The following is a 21,196-nucleotide window of genomic DNA, read 5'->3' as shown; positions in this document are numbered from 1 at the left end:
CATCGGAAAACGAAGGAGACAGCCGGTGCCCATCATCAGCATCTCGCTCACAGGCGAACCGAATACAAAGCTAGAGCCTCGGACCGGAAATGAGACTCCTGGCTTCTGTGCGAGGCCGAGCTGTGATTCACTGCCTGGACTGGGAGGTGGATTATGGGTCATTGCTATTCCCTGGATCTGCGGGTGCGCGTCGCCGACTTTGTCGATGCAGGTCATTCCTGCCGGGCGGCAGCCCAGCACTTTGACGTCAGCGAGAGTTTCGCCATCAAGCTGGTGCAGCGGAAGCGGCGGTTCGGCTCGCCGGCACCGGCCCGGCAAGGCCGTCCGCCCGGACGCGGCAAGCTGGTGCCCTATGAGAGCTTCTTGATCCAGACGGTCGAGGCCGAGCCGGCCATCACCATGCCCGAGCTGGCCGCAAGGCTGCTGACTGAGCATGGGATCGTTGCGGCTCCCGCGATGCTCTCGCGCTTCCTGTGCCGGCACGGCTTCTCATATAAAAAAATGCCTGATGGCGGCGGAGTGCGCACGCGCCGATGTGCGGGATGAGCGCCGGGTCTGGCATGCCCAGCGCCAGCCGCGCATGCGCCAGGAGACGCACCGGCTGGTGTTCCTGGACGAGACGTATGTCAACACCAAGATGACGCGCCTGCGCGGGCGGAGCCGCAGGGGCCAGCGCCTACGCATGAAAGCTCCCTTTGGACACTGGAAAACCCATACCTTTCTGGCTGGGCTACGGTGCAACGAGTTGTGCGCGCCGTGGATCATCGATGGCCCGATCACCCGGTTGGCGTTCGAGGCTTACATTGAGACGCAGCTCGCGCCGACGCTGCGCAAAGGCGATGTGGTGATCCTCGACAACCTGGCTGTCCACAAGAGCGAGAAGGCCGCTCAGTGTCTGAAGCAACGCGGAGCCTGGTTCCTGTTTTTACCTGCTTATTCGCCTGATCTTAATCCAATTGAACAGGCCTTTGCCAAGATCAAAGCGCACTTGCGCAAGGCCGAGGCCCGAACGTTCGACGCGCTCTGGCGAGCGCTCGGTGAGATCTGCAACCTGTTCGAACCACAAGAGTGCTGGAACTACCTTAAGGCTGCCGGATATGCGTCCGTTTAACCGTCCGATGCTCTATCTGCAAGAATTGCGGAGGAGGTGACACTGCTCACCCAAGTCCATTTGCGCAAAGACCCCACGATCACGGCCGTTGCCGTGCATTATCTTGACCCCAACCATTGGTTTGCGGGTGGGCAGACTCTTGCGCGGCAGCAAATGAACACTTTCTACCTCGATATCAAGGTGGTCGACGGTACTAACACAAAACAGGAACTCTCATCGTACATGGAGGCGATCTTCAACTCGCTCAGCACCATTCTCGGCAACGTCCATACAGAGAGCTATGCTCTCGTCCACGAGGTCCCGGCTGCAGCCTACGGCTTCGGCGGCAAGACGCAGGAGTTTCGCTTCATCACAAGTCGTTTGAGGACTCAAGCCGGCCTGCCCCTCACATGAACATCAGTGAGATCCGGCAGTTACAGCGCTTCTGCTGGATCTCACCAGGAAATACCCAGCCGTCTGCGGGACTCTCATTAAACGGCGGTCTGGACCTCCGACTTTAATTTAAAGCAAAAGCGAATAGTTCGGGCGGATGAATCTTGATGCATCTTTGAAACAGAAGCGTAGCTCTAAGGCAATTCCGTACAAATGAGAAGCGCGACAGTGGCTGCTGCGATTGCGGTTGTCACAAGCCCACGATCGACCGCTGAGACGGCTTTCTTGCGCAGAGAAATAAGTGCTTGAACAAGGCTTGCCCCCGAGACCAAATTAACTCGTAACACGCGGTTGCTGGTATTTGGTTCCTCCCGCTCACCGCCGCGGCAGCCATAGCCTGTCCTCGGTGAGCGTCATCCGCAACGCCCTGCGCCTGTGCGTGCAACGAGGCTGCGATGCACCGAAGTGGAGGCTCATCAAGCCACGAACATGAGCTCACCCGCTGTGGGACGGGGAACAGGTCTTCGCGTGACCGGAGCATCACGCACTCGCTTCGCAGAGTGCGACCCCTATCACGAGCGAGATGAGACTGATGGCCGCGAGCACGGCTCGGAGGACGTGAGAGTACTCCCACCGGTCGCGGTAGTTCATCCAGCTATCCTCGTGCGGGGCTGCCGGGGCAGATCGCTTTAGCGGATCAAAGGCGAAGAAGCCGGCGCTGAATCCTCGCACCTCGTGATCCCGAAGCCAGAACTTGTTCACAGGATGGGTGAGGACCCAATATGCGGCATGCATGGCCACGAGAACGACGAACGCCGCCAGGGTCCACCAGAACGCCACGCTCTGTGCGGGGGTCAGAACTAGGAGAACAAACATGGCGATCATGCCGCCGCCCTCACCGAACCCGGCAGCCGTGGTGAAGCCCGGATAGTAGATCGGCTGCACTGTGAGGTAGGCTTCCTTACCAAGACGCATTTTCCCGGGCAGCTCGAGCGCATGCGCCAGGGCGAGTGCCATTGCAATAGAAACGAGAAAGACGCTGAGGACCTGGAGAGTCAGGAACATGGACCCATGCCTCCTTCACTTTGCGCCCCTGGCCGTCGGGCTATATACGTCGTATATATACAATGTATATGTAGAGGTCAAGATCGTGATGCCAAGGCCATCTAATGCCACCCAAGCCGACACGCAGAGCTAGAACGCGCAGGCCGCACCAACCGACGTTGACCCGCGATCGCGTGTTGAGCGACGCGCTGACCCTGCTCGACCGCGACGGCCTGGAGGCTCTCAACATGCGTGGCTTGGCTAAGCATCTCGGGGTGACTCCCATGGCGCTCTACAACCATGTGAGCAACAAGGAGGACTTGCTGCACGGGATTGCCGCGACCGTGATCGACCAGTTGCAGTTTGAGTGCGACAGTGATGATTGGTGGGAGCAGATCCGCGCCTGCTTCCGGGAACTCAGACAGGCCTGCCTGGCCCATCCCGGACTGGTCCGACTCGTTGAAACAGCCGAGGTATTGCCGGCTTCCATCTTTCGACCGATGGAGCTCACCCTGGCGGCGCTGCAACGGGCCGGCATAGGCCCGGAAGACGCCTTGCGGGCTTATTTTCTGCTGACGAATTTTACCATCGGTCAGGTCTCCTACCAGATCAGGGGGCCGTTTCGGGGTGTGGATCCGACCGAGGCGATGCGGCATGGGAGGCTTCCAGCCGTTACCTTCCCGGCCTCCGCTGCTGCCGTGGAGCCCGCGGCACTCCGTGGGTGGGACTTTGAAGCAGCGTTCGAGTTCGGTCTCACGGTCATCCTTTCCGGCCTCACATGCGTTGCCCGGCCAAGTGGGACCGGCGAGCAGCGACCTGAATGATGCCGACCGGATATTGCTGTTGGTCGATGACAATGCTGAGCAAAGGATTGCCGCTGGTGTGGGGCGATGACGGATCAGCTCGTGGGAGGGGTCTCTTGAGGGTACTGCATCGACAACTCAATGAGGTGACGGGCGGCGCCGATAACCCGGCACAACGCCTGCTCCACCAGGCCGAGGTCGCAGCGGAGCGGCAGACAGGCATTCTGCGTATTGCGATCGGTGCGGGACTGCTCGTGACATTGGAGCTTGTTGCACTCCATGTCCCTCGAGGAGCGATTGCTACCCTCCGCGAGATCGACGCGGCGCGGATCACCGTGATCGGCTTGGCCTTAGTTGGGGTCTTTTCCTTGGTGTGTCTTCGTCGCGGCTATCCGGTCCAGCGGCTATCCTACGTGACAGCGACAGCAGATGCCCTGTTGATCCTGGGAAATCTCAGCTTCAGCCTGTTTGCATTCGGGATCCCAGGAAACTTCTTCTCACTCTTCCCAGGCATTTGGATTGTCCCAATCGCTCTTGCCGCCACCGCGCTGCGCTACCGGCCGGCATTGCAGATCTATGTCGCGATCTTGTACGTCTTCGGCCTAACTGCATTGATGCTGCTGGCTGGCATTATCCCTGTTGACCAGCGTCCAGCAGTCCTGGCGCAGTTGTCCATGGGGTTCGGCCTTCCCCCCAACGCCATCCGATTGGTCATGATTGCGATAGCGGCCACCGTTCTCGTCGTTGTAGCGAGCCGCGGACGCCAGCTGCTCCAGGAGGCTGTCCGGGAAACGACGGTGCGCCTCGATCTCACGCGGTTTCTGCCACAGGAACTCGCCCCAGTCCTGACCGACCCGGCGTTCTCGGAGTTGCGCACAGGGCGGCGCCAGACAGTCGCGCTCCTCTTTGTGGATGTGCGAGGCTCGACTGCTATGGCCGAGCATCTGGATTCGGCCCGCTTCGCCACCTTCATGAGCGCGTTTCGTCGGCGCGTCATGGATGCCGCCGACCGCCATGGAGGTGTTGTCGACAAGTTCATTGGCGACGGGGCGCTGATTGTCTTCGGCCTCCCTTACCCATCGCCCGAGGACGCAGCCCGGGCACTGGCATGTGCCCGCACGCTCGATGGTCTCATCGCCCGCTGGAATGCAAAGCGGCAATTCGATCCCCCTGTGACGGTCGGGATTGGGGTGCATGTCGGCGAGGTCTTCTGTGGCGTTGTCGGGGACGCCAGGCGTCTTGAGTTCACCGTCATGGGCGACCCGGTCAATGTGGCAGCGCGCCTGCAAGAGGCAACGAAGGAGCACGGCATGCCGATCCTTGCCTCCGATGCGATCGTTCGAGCTGCGAGCGAGGAGGGACTCTGGCGTGAGGTGGTCCGAGCTCCGCTGCGAGGCCGTCGCGAGGCGTTGGGATTGATGGCTCCCTTAGCATCCTAAGCCCACGGGACGGGGGAACCGTCGCGTCATACGAGCACCGCCGCTCGCGCGGGCGGTTACGAGCAACATCCGCCAGAATCTGTTCTTCGCCTTGATTGACAATACGGCCGGCGTGCCGGTCGCTGCGGCCGTGCTCTACCCGGTGTTCGGGATTTAGCTATCGTCCGTCATCGCTGCAGCGGCCATGGACCTGCCCCCGGTGAGCGTGCTTGCAAACGCCCTACGGGATAGCCGGCTGGGACGGAACTGCATTGAGCTCGCGCTTCAAACGATCATTTTCGGCCCGCAGGGTCGCGAGCTCGTCGTACACCGGCGCGAGCGCATCTCGGATCTCGGACTCTGTGAACCTCGGAGTGATGTGCTGCGGGCAATTCCAATCGAAAGCCTCGACTGTGATGAGAATTGCCCTCTCGACCCGGCCTGGATAATCCGGAACAGCGACCTTCTCCGCGAGCTTTGGGTCAGCTCGAGCGTCCACGACCTGCATGCGTCCGAAGATCTTCAAACGACGCTGGTGGGCGTAATCCATGAGAAAGAGAGAGACGCGGTCATTCCCTGCGACGTTGCCGATGGACACGTACTGTCTGTTGCCGCGGAAATCTGCATAACCCAGCGTGTGCTTGTCCATGACCCGCAAGAACCCGCTCGGTCCGCCGCGGAACTGGACATAAGGCCAGTTTGCCTCGGACGCGGTCGCGAGATAGAACCCATCCCGGCTCGAGATGAACTCGGTTTCCGATAACCCAAGCCGGTCGTTACGCACCGCTCCGTCAGATCCGAGCGAACCATCGAGCTTGGCGTATTGGGCCGCGCTCCCATAATGCTCGCGTGCAGCCTTTACCGCCGGTGTCGAGGCAATCTCAAGATATTTGTGAAGCATGGTCGCCTCCCGCGTGCTCACCGAGTCGGTGCTCCGATCCTGAACCTGCCGGATATTCAATCCTGGTAGGCCCATGCGGCAGCAACCCAGCGCAGGTGACCGTTATCGGAGACAATCCGCCCGAGGCCAGGGAAGGGCATATGCGTCGCCGCGATCAGGGTGCCTTCCTCGGCGGCACGCGGGAAAAAGCGGGCCCGCATAGCCTGGGCCGCGGCCCGGTCTTGTTCAAAGAGGAAGTTGATGTCAGTCGCCGTCGGGTGAACGACGGGAAAGAGCATGTCGGATACCATGAGAAGGCTTTGTCCCGCATCCGCGATGCGGACCCCGATGTGGCCTGGCGTGTGACCGGTGAGGTCGACAATGGAGACACCGCGCACGATCTCACGCTCGCCGTCGATGGCCTGCAGCTTGGGGTAGAGGCGCAGTACGTCCGCGGAGAGCTTGAAGCTGTTCTGGAGATAATCAGGGGCAGCGGCCTGCTTGGCTGGATCTGTCCAGTGGGCAACATCGCGCCGGTCGATGTAGAGCTCCGCACGGGAAAAGTTTGCTTTTCCTCCGGCAACAAGACCACCGATATGGTCTTGGTGCATGTGGGTGACGATCACCGCATCAATTTGATCACGATCGAGCCCCACGGCGGCGAGCGCCTGTGGAAGCTGTCCCGATTGTCCGAGCGAACCACCAGGTCCGGTATCGATCAAGACCCGATGCGCACCATCCTCGATCAGATACTGGTTGAACAGGAAGCGAATGCCGGAGGGCCTCGCCGCGAACTGCGCCTTCGCAGACGCCTCGATCTCCTGCGCGCTTCGGCCGGGGAAATACCCGAACGGCATGTCCGCATAGCCATCGGCGAGTGCGGTCACCGTAAACCGACCAATCCGCAACTGGCCAAACGGCAGAGCCGCTTTCACCGGTGTGACAGGCGACGGGGCCGTTGCGGCACCGGCAGTTGTTGAGAATGGGCCCGTTGCGAGAGCACTTGCAGCGAGGCCAAGGCCAAGGGTTCGGCGGGACAACTCAATCATAGTCGGCTCCTTTGAAACAGCGCTTGGGATCCACGACCTTAGGGCTCGGCGCCGGGCCGTGATCGTATGGTCAAGAAGCTAGATCTCTCATTTCAGAGCCGGTAGCCTGCGAATCTGGGATTCTCCCTCCCGTTATCTGGAAGGCTTTCGATGGATCGTCTGGATGCCATGGCTGTGCTTGTCGCCGTTGTGGAGGAGGGCAGCCTTTCGGCTGCTTCGCGGCGCCTGCGTGCACCGCTTGCAACCGTCAGCCGCAAGGTTGTGGATCTGGAAAGGCATCTCCGAACCCAGCTGATCGTGCGCACGAGCCGACGCGTTGAACTCACGGAGGCAGGCCGTGCCTATGTCGCGGCAGCCAGGCTCATCCTCGAGCAGGTCGAAGAGGCTGAGCGTGCCGCAGCCGGCGAGTACAGCGCACCTCGCGGGGAACTGCATGTCACAACGCCTGAGGTATTCGGGCGGCGGCACCTGCTCCCGATCGCCCTGGAGTTTCTTGCTGAGAATTCTGAGATTACCCTGCGGCTCTTCCTCGCTGACAGGCAGGTCAATATGGTCGAGGAGCATATTGACGTCGCAGTGCGTATCGGACACCTGGACGACAGCGGGTTGATTGCAACACGCGTTGGGGCCGTCCGTCGGGTGGTCTGCGCGAGCCCCGGTTACCTCACCCGCCGTGGCGTGCCACAGACGCCGGAAGATCTCAAGGACCATGACGGGATCACATTCAGGGGATTTCCGGTCGCACCCGAATGGAGATACCGGAAGGACGGCGCCGCCTTCGTGGTCGAGCCGAAGACCCGGCTTGCAGTCAACGCAACAGAGGCCGCCATAGACGCAGCCTTGTCCGACCTCGGCATTATCCGTGTGCTTTCCTATCAGGTCGCAGATGAGTTGAAGTCGGGTGCACTTCAGGAAATCTTGCAAGAGTTCACGCCAGAGCCTTTGCCGATCAGTCTCGTCTACCCCGACAGCGGACGTCTGCCCCCGAAGGTCAGAACATTCCTGAACTGGACCGCTCCAAGGCTCCGGGCGCGACTTGCTGCCCTCGGCTAAGCGAACATCGCTGTACGTTCAGGCGGATATCACCGTGGGAGTTCTGATCAAGAAGGCCGCGGCACTGGCGCATATGAACCTTGACACGCTGATCATTGCCAAGGGCTGGGCGAGTTCGGGCCTGGGCTGAACCTGGTCATGTGTACCATCATCGTTTCCGCTACTATGAGAACGGAAGCGTCCTGACGCATTGGCCTTGATCCTGAAGGGACAGAACTCTCAACGATGGGCCTATTCACGTAGTCGCGCAACGCGATCTTCCTCGGCATGCCGCTCGCTGTACTCGACGCCTTCCCTGTTGCTGCAGCTACTGTCGCGGGTGCCGTGCCGCTATCGCATACGTCGCCTTCTCAGTGCAGATCCGCATGAAAGAGGAGCATCTGTTAACCACGCACGGAGCGGCGCACAAACGGTATCGGCCGCCGTGCTGCACAGGATCCCTCTTCTCGGAACAAGTGCCGATGCGCGGGTTAGCCGGCGACCGACCCTGTGAATCACGGGCGATGCGCACCACGTGCCTCAATCCTGCCGGACTTGAGGGCGAGCTCTAATCCGACTTGGCCCAACCTGCGGTAAGCCAGGCTCGACGCCAACGATCAATGGAAATGGGGAACTGTCCGGCGCGACGTCCGGGCAGACAAAATGCGGGGATTCCCACGATGAAGCGTTTCGCATTGGCGGCGGGCCTCGTGCTCGCGCTCGCCGCCTGCCAGGGCCAGAACATGTCCACGCGCCACCTGGCGCCGATCCCGGCCGCCACCATGGCGCTGATGGAAACGAAGGGCATGTCGAAGAACGACCCGATCCTGATGCGCTCCTACAAGAAGGAATCCGAGATCGAGGTCTGGAAGCGGGGCCGCGACGGCCGGTACGCGCTGCTCAAGACCTACCCGATGTGCCGCTGGTCGGGCCAGCTCGGACCAAAGATCCGCGAGGGCGACCGCCAGGCCCCAGAGGGCTTCTACACGATCACCCCGGCGCAGATGAACCCGAACTCGCAGCTCTACCTCTCCTTCAACCTCGGCTACCCGAACGCGTATGACCGCGCCCACGGCCGGACGGGGTCGCACCTGATGGTGCACGGATCATGCTCGTCGCAGGGGTGCTTCGCCATGACGGATGAGGCCATCTCCGAGGTCTACGCGCTGGCGCGGGAGGCCTTCGCTAGTGGACAGCCGGGCTTCCAGTTCCAGTCCTATCCTTTCCGGATGACGGCCGAGAACCTGGCCAAGCACCGGATGGACCCGAATATCGCCTTCTGGAAGAACTTGAAGGAGGGCTCCGACTACTTCGAGATCGCCAAGGACGAGCCGCGTGTGTCCGTCGCCAGCCAGCAGTATGCCTTCGGCGGCGATACCTCGGTCATGGTGGCCGTCGCACAGAAGCGGCAGACCGACGATCAGCAGGTGACCGCGTTGGCGGCCAACGGCGTGCAGCCGGTCAAGCTGGTCTACGCCGACGGCGGGCAGCACGAGAGCTTCCGGCAAGCATTGTACGGCGATGCAGGGCAGGGCGGTTCGCTTGCGGTCGACGCCAGCGCCCGCAAGCGCCTCGGCGACATCAGCCGTCCCGAGGCCTTGGCCGCCGGGCCGCAAGAGGTCATACTCACCGGGAGCGGGAAGCCGAGACAGGGGGCTTCGGCTCCGGTGGCCTACTCGTCGCAGAGGTCAGAGGCCGGGCAGGCCCGCACCACAGGAGCCGCGCCGCAGGCGGGCGCCGCGGCCGATCCGGCAGCCCCAGCCGTGGATGGCCAAGGGCCTTCGGTGTTCGGACGCATGCGTTCGTTTTTCGGGGGCTGATCGCCGCAACGATTCGGCCGGGGCCCTCTCCGCGGCTCCAGCTTACTGGTTGGCTGTCACGGTCGGCGACGTCAAGCGGCCGAGCGACGCCCAAGCAAGCCCCTCGTCGCCCTCGCGCTTGATGTAGACATAGCCTGTCTTGTGCCATGGCAGGATGGCGTTGCGCTTGTTGTCGAGGATGAAGTCACCGCGGGTGGTGCGCACCATCATGACCGCATGCCCAGCACCTTCCTCGTCGATCACCACCGTCATCCGCAGCGCGCGGCGCGGGAAGCCGGCCTCGACAAGACGCCTGCGCTTGACGAGCTGGTAGTCCTCGCAGTCGCCGTAGCCGTCCTCGGCAAAGTCCCAGATGTCCTCGACCCCCCAGTGATCCATATCGGTCTTCGCCTTGATTGCGCCGTTCACCTGCTGGTTGATCCTGTTCAGGGTCTGCCAGTCCTTCGCCGTGAGATCGATGGTGGTGGGCTCGTCCGGATCGACAGCGCATTCCGCCGGGTTCTGCTCGCAGAAGCGGATCCATCCCTTAATCGGCCTGGCGGTGCCGACCCTCGTGACCGGCTGGGACACGCCCGGCAGGATGCTCCCGGTCTGGGTCTGCGCCTGCGCCGCGGCGGTGATGGTCAGGGCGAGGGAGACGGCGGCGAGACGAAACGTGCTCCTGGAAAAAGACCGAACGCTCAGAAGCCCGAAGAGAGGTTGCCGCATTGCCCCCACCGATGTGCAGTTAAGGATTTGTTCATCAAACCTGACACGGTGGGTCGGCAGCGCTCAAGGGAAAAGTTAAACAAGAGTTAACAGGTCGCAGCAGGTTTCCGTTCCCAATTTCTTCACTCGCCTGCTCTGCAATGTCGCGGCAGAGCGCTGCGTGTAGATTCAATGTCCAGCCTGTCCGTCTTCATTCCCGCATGCGCCCCGCTTACATTCCACAGAAAATGTGGTACTATTTGCTGCTATTGGTTTGGCCATTACTGGCTTGTGTCAATACACTTGGTTTCTCTGTAGCGTAAATACCTGTTCTTTGTGCCTAATTGCTGTGCCCGGCATCGCTTTACTATGCCGGTCTCTGTCTGTGACGTGTTTTGTCTAAACGGGCGTCCTTAGATATCCGGTGAAGGGCATGGCAATGGCTCACTATGACGTTACAGCGCTGCCGATCACAATCTACTTCAATCGCGATGGCGACCACGACCACAACGGGATGATGTTTGCACTGAGCGAGAACGTCCCGATCCTCGACTACATCAAGGCCTTGGGCCGGGCGGACCGTCCTGGCGGAAGCTATCCGCCGCCGCCTAGTCCCGTCCTTGTCGCCCGCGCCAACCTGATCGGCGTCGCTCTTCCCGCGACGCCGGCGCAGGCCCGGCAACCGCACCCGCTCGTACGGCCGTTGGTGCTGCGAGCCTGCAAGGATGAGCATGTCACCGTCACGCTCCACAACGAGATCCGCGGGAAGTTTGGCACCGACCGCCCCGTCGGCATCCACCTCGGCGCGACCGGCTACGACGTGCTGAATGCCGACGGTTCGCAGGTTGGCGACAACCCGGGCAGCCTGGTGTCATCCGGCGCCAACCGCATCTATCACTGGCAATGCATGCACGAGGGTGTGTTCCCGTTTCACGATGGTGGGGACTATTCCGGCGGCGAGGACGGCACCAACGTCCACGGGCTGTTTGGCGCCCTGATCGTTGAGCCCAAGAACACGAAGTGGCGCGATCCAGTGAACGGGCGCGTGTCGCATGAGGCAGGGACGTTCAATCAGCTGGACGGTCTCTACCTCGACGTGATGCCGATAGCTGCTGATGCCACTGAACCTGATCCGTCGACTTCGGAGCTAACGAGCGCATATGAATGGGATCCTCCCGTTGCATACCCCAAGTTCGAAGAGGTGCCGCACCGCGAGTTCGTCATCGTCTTTCATGACGAGCCCGAGTTCATCCCGTCGCACGACCACTTGGAGACCGACCCGTGCAGTGAGGATGGGCATGGAGGCAGCAGCGGCCCGCATGGCTCGGATTGCTGTTGCATCATATGCTGCGAAGACCACGTTTCGGGCCGCCATTCCGGACGGCGGGGCAGGGGCAGCCACGGCGGCCACGAGGACCTGCTGCCGATTATGCCCATCTCATACCGCGCCGAGCCGATGATCAACCGCGAGCGGAGGCTGTGGCGGCAGATGCGCACTGGACCCGCGCTCGATCGGCCGGTGCTCAATGAGGAGCAGCACCATAGCTCATGGATGTTCGGCGATCCGGCGACTCCCATCCTCAAGGCCTACATCGGTGATCCAGTCCGCATCCGCTTCGTCCACGCGGGCGTCAAGGAGACCCACGTCTTTCACCTGCACCTCTACGAGTGGCACGCCGCCGCGGGCAACGATCAGTCACCGCGCATCGATGCCATTTCCGTCAGCCCCCAGACCGGCCACACGATCGAGCCGGTCTGGGGCGCCGGCAACCGCCAACAGGTGGCCGGCGACGTCATCTGGCACTGTCACCTCTATCCCCACTTCCACGAGGGCATGTGGGGCATCTTTCGCACGTTTGAGACCCGGCAGCACGGCCTGGAGTTCTGGGAAGGCAAAGATCCAAGTCTTTCAGAACTGCAGAGCGACGACCCGGTCTACGAGGGACGGACGATTGGCCGTTATCCTGATGGCACTCCGATCGAGAAGCTGATCCCCTTGCCAAGCCTTGATCTTCCTCCAGAGCCCACGCCAACGCATCCCGGCTATCCGCTCTACGTCCCCGGCACGATCCAGCAGAAATCCCCGATTCCGCCATGGCCGGACCGGTCGTTCGCAGCGGACGAAGTCCCACCGCCTTACCTGACGTCGCTGCTGGCCGCGGACATGCCGCTCGACTTCGACTACCGTCTGGTACCAACCGATCTGGAGCGAAATGCATTTAATCCGCGGCCGCTCCCGGGGGAGCTGTTCACGCGCAACCCTGTGAGCAAGCAGCAGGCCGCCGTGTATGCCACCCCCGCGGACCCCGACCACGCCGCGTACCTGCGGAATGGCGCCCGGGAGGTCGCCCACGACATGGTCGTGGCGATGCGCAACATTATTTACAACAGCCACGGCTGGCACGACAGGCAGGGCCACCTCTACTACCTGGAGACTGATGGCGATCCAGCGATGCGGGCGGGGCCGATGGAGCCCCTGTTCTTCCGCGCGCACCATGGTCAAGTCGTCAACGTCATTCTGCGGAACGCCACGCCAGAGGTGATCGAGGAGACGGAGTTCGATCACGCCTTCCCGCCCTGCCCGGCGCGACCGTGGGAGGGCGAGTGCGCCAGCCACGTCCATATGGTCAAGTTCGACCCGATCTGCGCCGACGGCGCGGCCACGGGCTGGAACTACATGAGTGGCGTACGGCACGGCAGGAAGATGGTCTACCGCTGGTGGGCCGACCGGGAGTTCGGCACGATCTTCTTTCACGACCACCTCTTTGCCAACCTCCGCCAGAAGCATGGGCTTTTCGGAGCCCTTCTCGTGGAGCCGGCCGGCTCGAGGTTCTTCCACAACGTCGACCCGGAGCGGGAAATCGTTGCCGGTCTCCAGGCGATGATCGTGCGCCACGAGGACGATCCCGTGCGTGTGAAGAACGACAGGGAATTCGGGTGGTTCCGGGAGTTCTGCGTCGGCATCGGGGACTTCATTCCATTGTGGAACAGCGCTGACGAGCCTCTTAACCCGCCGGACAGGCCTGGCGGGCACGGCGACCAAGGCGTGATGGGGATCAATTACCGCAATACACCCGTCCGGGAGCGGCCCGGCGATCCCGCCTACTGGTTCAACTCGGGTACGCACGGCGACCCCGACACGACCCTCTTCAGGACCTACGAGGGCGACCCAATCTGGATCCGCATCCTGCAGGGCTCGCACGAAGAGCAGCACAGCTTCCAGGTCCATGGCCTGCGGTGGAGGCGCTTCCGGGAGCAGACCGACTCCGCCATCCGCAACCAGCAGTCGCTCGGGATCTCGGAAGCCTTCACCTTCATCAACGAGCCCGCGATCGGCCGGGGCGACCACATGTATAAATTGTCTGGGGCCGACGACCTCTGGCTCGGGTGCTGGGGCCTGATCCGCGTGCTGCCGGGACCGAGCCCGTTGCCGGATACGCCCTTCCAGCTGCCGGTCCCGAAGGATATCGCTTGGCCAAGCGCAACCGTTCTCGCCATGCCGGCGGCGGAGCGCCGGTTCCGGGTTCGCGCCGAGCGGCAGCCGGTGACGTACCGTTCGGACATCGTTGATCCATTCGGACTGGTGTACCGGCTCACCGCCGTCAAAGAGCCTGGCGGCTCCTGGAAGTCGGCCGGACCGGCTCAGAGCAACGTTCAGGAGCCGCTTGTGCTCTGGTGCAGAGAGAACGAAACCGTGGTGGTGGAACTGACCAACGGCATCGTCCTTGCCCCTAGGGAAACACTGGAGCCCGAACCCAACGCGCCTGAGGTTCCGGTGGAGCTCGATCAGGCGCACCGCCCCGTGTCATCCCAAGTGTCGATGCACGCGGACCTCGTCCGCTACAACGTCCGGACGTCCGATGGCGCCAACGTAGGCCTGAACCCCGTGCAGACGATCCCGCCTGGGGTGAAGAGGGAATATAGGTGGGACACGTCCCGCCCGGTGGGCGCTCCGGAGCCGCTTGGACCAGTGCTGCTCCAGGACATGGCGGACTTCCGGAACCACCGTCACCACGGCCTGATTGGAGCGCTGGTGATTTTGCCGGAGGACGCGACCCCATTCGAGGTCAAGCACGGTGAGACGACCGCGCGTCCCACCGCGAAGCGAGCATGGCACAGAGCCCGGGTGACGGTTGTGGGCGGCAAGGGGGCGAGGGAAGAGCACATGGTCCTGCTCATGCAGGATGGCCTTCGCCTTTTCATGAAGGGTGCGGGCACCAACTTCGGCTTCCCACTGCCAGACCCGCCGGACGAGCCAACCGGAGAGGGCGAGAAGGAGGACCAGGGCCAGAAAGGCTTCAATTACCGCTCAGAACCGATCGGCCCGATTTTTGACCCACAAGGCAATCCCTACACGCACCTGCGGCCTGATCCCGCAACGCCAATCGTGCACGTGCCGGAAGGGGCGGAGGTAAGGCTTCACCTGGTGGGTGCCTGCGATAAGCCGCGGCACCACAGCTTCACCGTCCATGGCGTCGCATGGGAGGAGAACCGCTTCGTGCCGCCCGGACAGTCTGTGCCCTGGGTTTCGTCAGAATCAGCCGTCAGTTGCGGCACGGTAAGAACGTTCGCATTCACGGCTCCAGAGTACACGGACAGTCACGACCGAGATTACGCCTACCGCAGCGGTATGCTGCGTTGGGACGTACCGCAAGGCATGTGGGGGATCATGCGCGTTGAATGATGTACAGCGCCCCACCGCCTGGTGCTGGGGTGCTGCCTTGAGGCAGCCGGAAGTACGGGTTTGTGGTGGTGTAACACGTCCGGATCCTGCGCTAAGCATTGCCAACCCTATCATGTGGCGGGTCTGCTGCGGGCCTGCTGGTACTCACGCTCGGTCTTTGGCCACGTGCTTTTGATGAAGGCAAGGATCGCCCGTATTTCTTCGTCCGACAGTGAGCCCTCAAATGCCGGCATGTCGCTTTCGTACCCCGGCACGACTGCTGCCAAACCCTTCTTCGTGATCGTTAGCAGCTCCGCATCGCTGTGATGCCAAGTGTGCCCGTTGGCATCATGTGGTGGTGCAGGCATGTGGCCGTTCGACAGCGCCTCCTGCCAGTTGGCTTGGCCCTCGAGCTTCGCGCCGTGGCACGCGGTACAACGCTCGGCATAGAGCTTAGCGCCGAATGTAAGTTGGGCCGCATCGTCTTGACCTAAGAGCCGTGTGTAGCCGCGCCAACCGAATGCGGCCACGGCGATAAGGAAGATCGTCAGGAGGCCTCCCCAAAACCTCAACTTCCTCATGTTACCCCCTGCTGAGGCGATGTTTGAGCAGCGCTGTAGCTGCGAGCACAGGGACAATGACGACGAAAAACCAAATCATCCCTATGTCTGCCATTAACCGGTCCATGCTGCCTACCATGTCCGTCATCGGTAACACTCCTCAAGCGTTGGGTTGGCCAAGCGCGGTCCAGGTTTGTCCCTGATCGACGCTGCCAACAAGCGTCCCGCTAATCATGACGACGAACGCCCGTTTCGGATTTGTGGGGTCCGCCGCGAGATGAATGAGGGAGCCATCGCCGACGCCACTGCTGGAGGCATTCGCCAGGAGTTGAGCCGCCGCCTTTGACAGATCTCGTCGCCTGTTGATCACACGTAATGAGAAATGACCTGACCATGTTCCTGCCCGTCATTCGGCGGCACGGGACCATTCCGGCGCAGGCTCCTGGCCTTCCGGCCCGTAGACCGCACCGGCGTCATTTGCGGTGCGGGGCAGGCCGCGGCCCTTGATCAGCGCGTAAATGGCCGGAATGACCACCAGCGTCAGCACGGTCGACGAGATCATGCCCCCGATCATTGGCACGGCGATGCGCTGCATGATCTCAGATCCGGTTCCGTTGCTCCACAGGATCGGGATCAGGCCCGCCATGATGGCAATGACTGTCATCATCTTGGGCCGTACGCGCTCCACCGCACCGATCATGATCGACGCGTAAAGATCAGCCCGGGTGAACGGACGGCCTTGGCGCTCCCGCTCTTGCCGCACTTCCTGCCGGGCATGATCGAGGTAGATCAGCATGATGACCCCGGTTTCGGCAGCCACACCGGCCAACGCGATGAAGCCCACTGCGACTGCGACCGACATGTTAAAGCCGAGCCACCACATCAGCCAGATGCCACCGACCAGTGAGAATGGTAGCGACAGCATTACGATCAGCGTTTCGGTCAGGGCTTGGAAATTGAGATAAAGCAGCAGGAAGATGATCAGCAGCGTGACCGGCACCACGATCTTGAGTCGCGCCTCGGCACGTTCAAGGTACTCGAACTGGCCGCTCCACTGAACGTAATATCCCGGTGGGAACTTGACCTCATTCGCAACCGCCTGCCGCGCCTCGGCGACATAGCCGCCGAGGTCGCGTCCAACGATGTCGACGAAGATGTAGACCGCGAGCTGGCCGTTCTCCGTCCGGATCGAGGTCGCGCCGCGGGTGAGTTTGACGCTCGCCACTTCCCCTAAGGGCACGGCGCCCCCGTTTGGCATTGGCACCTGCACCTCGGTGGCGATGGCCTGCGGGTTTGAGCGCAGCTCGCGCGGATAGCGCACGTTGACGCTGTAGCGCTCACGGCCCTCGACGGTGTTGGTGACCATCTCGCCGCCGAGCGCCGTGGCAATCACGTCCTGTACATCGCCGACGGTCAGGCCATAGCGTCCAAGCCCGATCCGGTCTGGCACGATATCGAGGAAATAGCCTCCAATCACGCGCTCGGCATAGGCGCTCGACGTGCCGGGCACCGCCTTCACCACAGCCTCGACCTGGCGTGCGATTTGCTCCATCTCGGCAAGGTCGGTGCCGAACACCTTGATGCCCACGGGCGTGCGGATGCCGGTCGAGAGCATGTCGATGCGCGCTTGGATCGGCATGGTCCAGGCGTTCGACACGCCTGGAAACTGCAGCGCTTTGTCCATCTCGGCCTTGAGGCTGTCGATGGTAACGCCAAGCCGCCATTCGCTCTTTGGCTTCAGGGTGATGATCGTCTCGAACATCTCGATCGGCGCGGGATCGGTGGCAGTCAGAGCTCGTCCCGCCTTCGCGTAGACGGAGGCCACCTCCGGGAACGACTTGATGATCCGGTCCTGCGTCTGCATGAGATCGGCCGCCTTGGTGATCGACAGGCCCGGCAAGGTGGTGGGCATGTACATCAAGGTACCCTCGTTCAGGGCCGGCATGAACTCGGAGCCAAGCTGGCGGGCCGGCCAGACCGTTACGCCGAGCGCCACGAGGGCGAGCACAATGGTGAGGACTTTGGCCTTGAGAACGCCACGGATCACAGGTCTGTAGATCCAGATCAGGAAGCGGTTGATTGGATTGCGGTGCTCCGGGACGATCCGCCCGCGCACGAAGATTACCATCAGCGCGGGGACCAGCGTCACGGACAGGATGGCCGCCGCTGCCATCGCGAAGGTCTTGGTGAACGCGAGCGGGCCAAACAGGCGCCCCTCCTGCGCCTCCAGCGTGAAGATCGGCAGGAATGAGACCGTGATGATCAGCAGGCTGAAGAACAGGGCCGGCCCAACCTCGTTCGCGGCCTTGATCAGGATCTCGACGCGAGGCTGGTCCGGTGGTGCCCGCTCCAGGTGTTTGTGGGCGTTCTCGATCATCACGATGGCCGCATCGATCATCGCGCCGACCGCGATGGCGATGCCGCCCAGGCTCATGATGTTGGACCCAAGCCCAAGGAGCTTCATGGCGCCGAAGGCCATGAGGATGCCGACGGGCAGCATGAGGATGGCAACCAGAGCGCTGCGCAGGTGGAGCAGAAATACGACGCAGACCAAGGCAACGATGACGCTCTCCTCAATGAGCGTCCCCTTGAGCGTCTCGATGGCGGCCTCGATCAGCTGCGAGCGGTCATAGACGGGAACGATCTCGGTGCCCTTCGGCAAACTCGAAGCGACCTCGGCGAGCCGCGCCTTCACGCTCTCGATCACGTTGAGCGCGTTGGCTCCGAAGCGCTGCAGGACGATGCCGCTGGCGACCTCGCCCTCGCCATTGAGCTCGGTGATACCGCGCCGCTCGTCAGGTCCGATCTCGACACGCGCGACATCGCCGAGACGCAATGGCGTGCCAGCGTCCGTCTTGAGGACGATGCTCTCGATGTCCTGGATGCTCTTGAGATAGCCGCGTCCACGGACCATGAACTCGAACTCGGAGAGTTCGACCGTGCGCCCACCGACATCGGCGTTGCTGGTGCGGATCGCTTCGCGCAGCGCTCGAAGCGAGACGCCCTGGGCGCGCAGCCGCCGTGGGTCCACGACGACGTTGTACTGCTTGACAAACCCGCCGACGCTTGCGACCTCCGCGACGCCTTCGCCCTTTGCGGCGGCGAACCGGATCACCCAGTCCTGCAACGACCGCAGCTCGGCCAAGGTCATGTTCTTGGCCATCACGGCATACTGGTAGACCCAGCCCACGCCGGTGGCGTCCGGTCCTAGGCTCGGGGTGACGCCAGCGGGCAGACGCCGTGCAGCCGCATTCAGATACTCCAGCACGCGTGAGCGGGCCCAGTACGCGTCGGTCCCGTCCTCGAAGATGATGTAGACGAACGAAACGCCGAAGAACGAGAAGCCTCGCACCACCTTCGATTTCGGCACCGTCAGCATGGCCGTGGTGAGCGGATAGGTGACCTGGTCCTCCACGACCTGGGGCGCCTGACCCGGGTACTCTGTGTAGACGATGACCTGCACGTCGGAGAGGTCCGGGATGGCGTCAAGTGGCAGGCTTCGCAGGGAGTACAGACCCGCCGCAACAGCGAACACCGTCCCGATCAGGACAAGCATAAGGTTACGGGATGACCACGCGATGAGGCGGGCGATCATTGGGCCTTCTCCTCGACAGGAGCCGCCATGCTCTGGAGCGCGGCCTTCAGGTTGCTTTCGGCGTCAATGAGGAAATTGGCCGACACGACCACCTGGTCGCCCGGCGCCACGCCCTCGCGGATCTCGACGAAGCCGTTGCCGCTGACGCCCACCGTGACCTGACGCGGCTCGAAGCGGCCCTCGCCCTTGTCGACGATCACGACCTGACGTGTGCCGGTGTCGATGAGCGCGCTGTCAGGTACGGCCACAACAGGGTCGGCGGCGCCAGTCGCGATCTCAACGTCGGCGTACATGTCCGGCAGCAGGAGGCCATCCGGGTTCGGGATTTCGATCCGGACCCGGGCTGTCCGGGTCTCCGGATTCACCTGCGGGTAGATCAGGCCGATTTTGCCAGGGAAAGCTTGGCCGGGCCGGCTGCGCACGCGGATCGTGACGGCCTGGCCCGGCCGGACGGCGCCGAGATCGTGTTCGAGCACATCGGCGAGCACCCAGAGCGTCGAGAGGTCGGCGATCCGGAACAGGACATCCCCCGGCATGGCCCGCATCCCGTCCGTCGCACTGCGCTCCAGAACGAGGCCGTCCCGTGGGGCCGACCAAGTGATCGTGGTCGGCACCTTACGCCCGCGTTCGATCTCGGCCAGCGCCTCCGGCGGAACGTCGAGGTTTTTCAGGCGTCGGCGAGCTCCCTCAAGGATCACGGCGCGGCCGCCGCCGGTTCCGCTTCCGTCATTGAGGACGCTCAGGTACTGGGCGCTGGCGGCGGAGATCTCCGGCGAATAGAGCCGCAGGAGCGGCTGACCGGCGCGCACCCGCTCCCCCGTCGTGACGTTCTCGACCTTTTCGATGAAGCTCTCCGAGCGCAAGGAGATGACCGCCACATGGCGCTCATCGAGCTTGATCGTGCCAGGGGCCCGCACCGATCGGGTGACGACACGGCGCTCGACCGGCTCGGACCGGACGCCGGTGCGCTGGAGCCTGCCGGGGGAAACCGTGACGGTCGAGCCATACTCTGCCTCGCCCTCGTAGACGGGCAGGTAATCCATCCCCATCGAGTCCTTCTTGGGAACCGGCGAGGTATCCGGCAGCCCCATGGGATTGCGGTAGTAGAGGACCTTCCTTCCGCTGCTTTGATCAGCCGCAGTCGGGCTGACCGCGGCATCCTTCTGCCTGTCGCCGAAGCTCACATCCTCACTGGCCCGAACGGCGACGTAATCCCGACCATCATGCGTCTTCATCGGCCCGGCGGAGTAGAAGGGCTTGCCGTCAGGGTCGCGATAATAGACCGTGGGGCCGGACGCCGCGGGAGAGGAGCCGTTGCTTCCCGGAGCGGAGGCAAGCCAGCTCGACAGCGCAAAGCCGCCAGGCGGTGAGAGGCGGCCCTGGCCCGCCCGGAGGCCGAGCCAGATGCCCGCGCCAAGGGCCAGGAGCACCAAAGCAGCGTTCAGAAGGCGCCTGGATGACCGCTTGCCGTCCACAGGCCGGCGCTCGCAGGGCTCGAAGTCGTGGGATTGCGTCGTCTGATCCATCACTGCACCGCCTTGAGCACGAGCCGGGTTTGGACGGTACCGGTCTGGCCCTGCACCTTTGCGGCCAGTGAGAGTTGCCAGCCGCCCTCCATCGTCAGGTTGGTCTTGAACCGGTAGGTCCCGGGCTCAGGAGACGGCATCAGCTTGATGGCGGCTGTCATCGTCGGCATGCCGTCGGGAGCCATGTCGATCCACTGCGCGAAAATCACCGCATCCGGGACGGGCCTCCCGGAACGCTTGTCAACGAGGCGCGCATCCACCGTCGCGTCACCCAGCCTCACCTCGCCTCGAACAAGCTCAAAGGCATAGTCCTTGAGTTCCGCGGCCGAGACGGGGGGCAACGTGCCAGTATCGGCGAACCCGAGTTGCGCCTTCACCTGATCCCAGGAATTCGGAATCCAGCCCGGGAGAATTGGACGGTTTGGCAGGGCCTGAACCACGGACGGCGGGATCCAGGCCGGCAGGGCCGCCCGATCCATCGTCATGAGGCCGAGGAAGGCCGCTCCGACCGTGGCCAGCCCTAGGAACGCAGCCAGAAGGGCACGTCCTTTGGTGAGGAGAAACATTTGTCTGTAACCTAGTCATGCATATCGAGGGCATCGCAGGCGCTGCCGAGGGACGCCATTCAATGCGCGA

At 62.7% G+C, this 21,196-nt stretch carries 14 protein-coding genes and 2 pseudogenes; 8 read left to right on the top strand and 8 right to left on the bottom strand.

The features are described from left to right. The first annotated feature begins 153 nt into the window (after positions 1-153). Positions 154-1,111, top strand: a pseudogene (locus tag BB934_RS38125) (IS630 family transposase). Positions 1,112-1,147: 36 nt separating this feature from the next. Continuing rightward, complete coding sequence (locus tag BB934_RS38120) at positions 1,148-1,504, top strand: tautomerase family protein (RefSeq protein WP_237050705.1); 357 nt, start codon at positions 1,148-1,150, stop codon at positions 1,502-1,504. Between the two features lie 519 nt (positions 1,505-2,023). Here the strand turns inward: BB934_RS38120 and BB934_RS38115 are convergent. After that, entirely contained in the window at positions 2,024-2,548 is a 525-nt protein-coding gene (locus BB934_RS38115) for a DUF1772 domain-containing protein (protein ID WP_099514919.1), read from the bottom strand. Positions 2,549-2,724: 176 nt separating this feature from the next. Between BB934_RS38115 and BB934_RS38110 the strand changes: the two genes are divergently transcribed. The 3 genes and pseudogenes from BB934_RS38110 to BB934_RS49775 all read left to right on the top strand — a co-directional run. After that, a complete protein-coding gene (locus BB934_RS38110; protein ID WP_162299262.1) occupies positions 2,725-3,351 on the top strand; it encodes a TetR/AcrR family transcriptional regulator in 627 nt (208 codons plus the stop codon). 95 nt (positions 3,352-3,446) lie between these two features. Then, the gene (locus BB934_RS38105; RefSeq protein ID WP_157934579.1) at positions 3,447-4,769 is read left to right on the top strand and encodes an adenylate/guanylate cyclase domain-containing protein; all 1,323 of its coding nucleotides are present in this window, start codon (positions 3,447-3,449) and stop codon (positions 4,767-4,769) included. A 25-nt stretch (positions 4,770-4,794) separates the two neighbouring features. Then, positions 4,795-4,995: pseudogene (locus BB934_RS49775) on the top strand (hypothetical protein); the annotation flags it as partial. Here BB934_RS49775 and BB934_RS38100 read toward each other — a convergent pair. Further along, positions 4,990-5,649, bottom strand: a complete 660-nt coding sequence (locus BB934_RS38100) for a pyridoxamine 5'-phosphate oxidase family protein (protein WP_099514916.1) — start codon at positions 5,647-5,649, stop codon at positions 4,990-4,992. The pseudogene BB934_RS49775 and the gene BB934_RS38100 overlap by 6 nt on opposite strands. Before the next feature lie 56 nt (positions 5,650-5,705). After that, positions 5,706-6,677: an MBL fold metallo-hydrolase gene (locus tag BB934_RS38095; protein WP_099514915.1), complete on the bottom strand. Its 972-nt coding sequence runs from the start codon at positions 6,675-6,677 to the stop codon at positions 5,706-5,708. 150 nt (positions 6,678-6,827) lie between these two features. Here BB934_RS38095 and BB934_RS38090 point away from each other — a divergent pair, with 150 nt between their 5' ends. Further along, positions 6,828-7,730 (top strand): LysR family transcriptional regulator, encoded by a 903-nt coding sequence (locus BB934_RS38090; RefSeq protein ID WP_099514914.1) that lies wholly within the window; start codon positions 6,828-6,830, stop codon positions 7,728-7,730. A gap of 659 nt (positions 7,731-8,389) precedes the next feature. Then, the gene (locus BB934_RS38085) at positions 8,390-9,529 is read left to right on the top strand and encodes a L,D-transpeptidase family protein (protein WP_237050703.1); all 1,140 of its coding nucleotides are present in this window, start codon (positions 8,390-8,392) and stop codon (positions 9,527-9,529) included. Positions 9,530-9,571: 42 nt separating this feature from the next. Here the strand turns inward: BB934_RS38085 and BB934_RS38080 are convergent, their stop codons facing one another. After that, positions 9,572-10,237, bottom strand: coding sequence for a transglutaminase-like cysteine peptidase (locus tag BB934_RS38080; RefSeq protein WP_099514913.1), 666 nt, complete (start codon positions 10,235-10,237; stop codon positions 9,572-9,574). Between the two features lie 418 nt (positions 10,238-10,655). On the opposite strand from BB934_RS38080, the gene BB934_RS38075 reads away from it, so the two are divergent. Beyond that, the gene (locus BB934_RS38075; protein WP_099514912.1) at positions 10,656-14,900 is read left to right on the top strand and encodes a multicopper oxidase domain-containing protein; all 4,245 of its coding nucleotides are present in this window, start codon (positions 10,656-10,658) and stop codon (positions 14,898-14,900) included. Positions 14,901-15,010: 110 nt separating this feature from the next. Here BB934_RS38075 and BB934_RS38070 read toward each other — a convergent pair whose 3' ends face one another. The 4 genes from BB934_RS38070 to BB934_RS50730 form a co-directional block, all read right to left on the bottom strand. Continuing rightward, a complete protein-coding gene (locus BB934_RS38070) occupies positions 15,011-15,409 on the bottom strand; it encodes a c-type cytochrome (RefSeq protein ID WP_237050702.1) in 399 nt (132 codons plus the stop codon). Positions 15,410-15,845: 436 nt separating this feature from the next. Next, positions 15,846-19,034, bottom strand: a complete 3,189-nt coding sequence (locus BB934_RS38060; protein WP_099514909.1) for an efflux RND transporter permease subunit — start codon at positions 19,032-19,034, stop codon at positions 15,846-15,848. Further along, positions 19,031-20,560, bottom strand: a complete 1,530-nt coding sequence (locus BB934_RS38055; RefSeq protein WP_099514908.1) for an efflux RND transporter periplasmic adaptor subunit — start codon at positions 20,558-20,560, stop codon at positions 19,031-19,033. The genes BB934_RS38060 and BB934_RS38055 overlap by 4 nt, the downstream gene beginning before the upstream one ends. Beyond that, entirely contained in the window at positions 20,560-21,126 is a 567-nt protein-coding gene (locus BB934_RS50730) for a FixH family protein (RefSeq protein ID WP_335645678.1), read from the bottom strand. Before BB934_RS50730 ends, BB934_RS38055 begins: the two co-directional genes overlap by 1 nt. Between the last annotated feature and the right edge of the window lie 70 nt (positions 21,127-21,196).

It is taken from the genome of Microvirga ossetica, from assembly GCF_002741015.1.
GTDB lineage: Bacteria > Pseudomonadota > Alphaproteobacteria > Rhizobiales > Beijerinckiaceae > Microvirga > Microvirga ossetica.
This window is presented reverse-complemented; position numbering and strand designations above follow the sequence as displayed.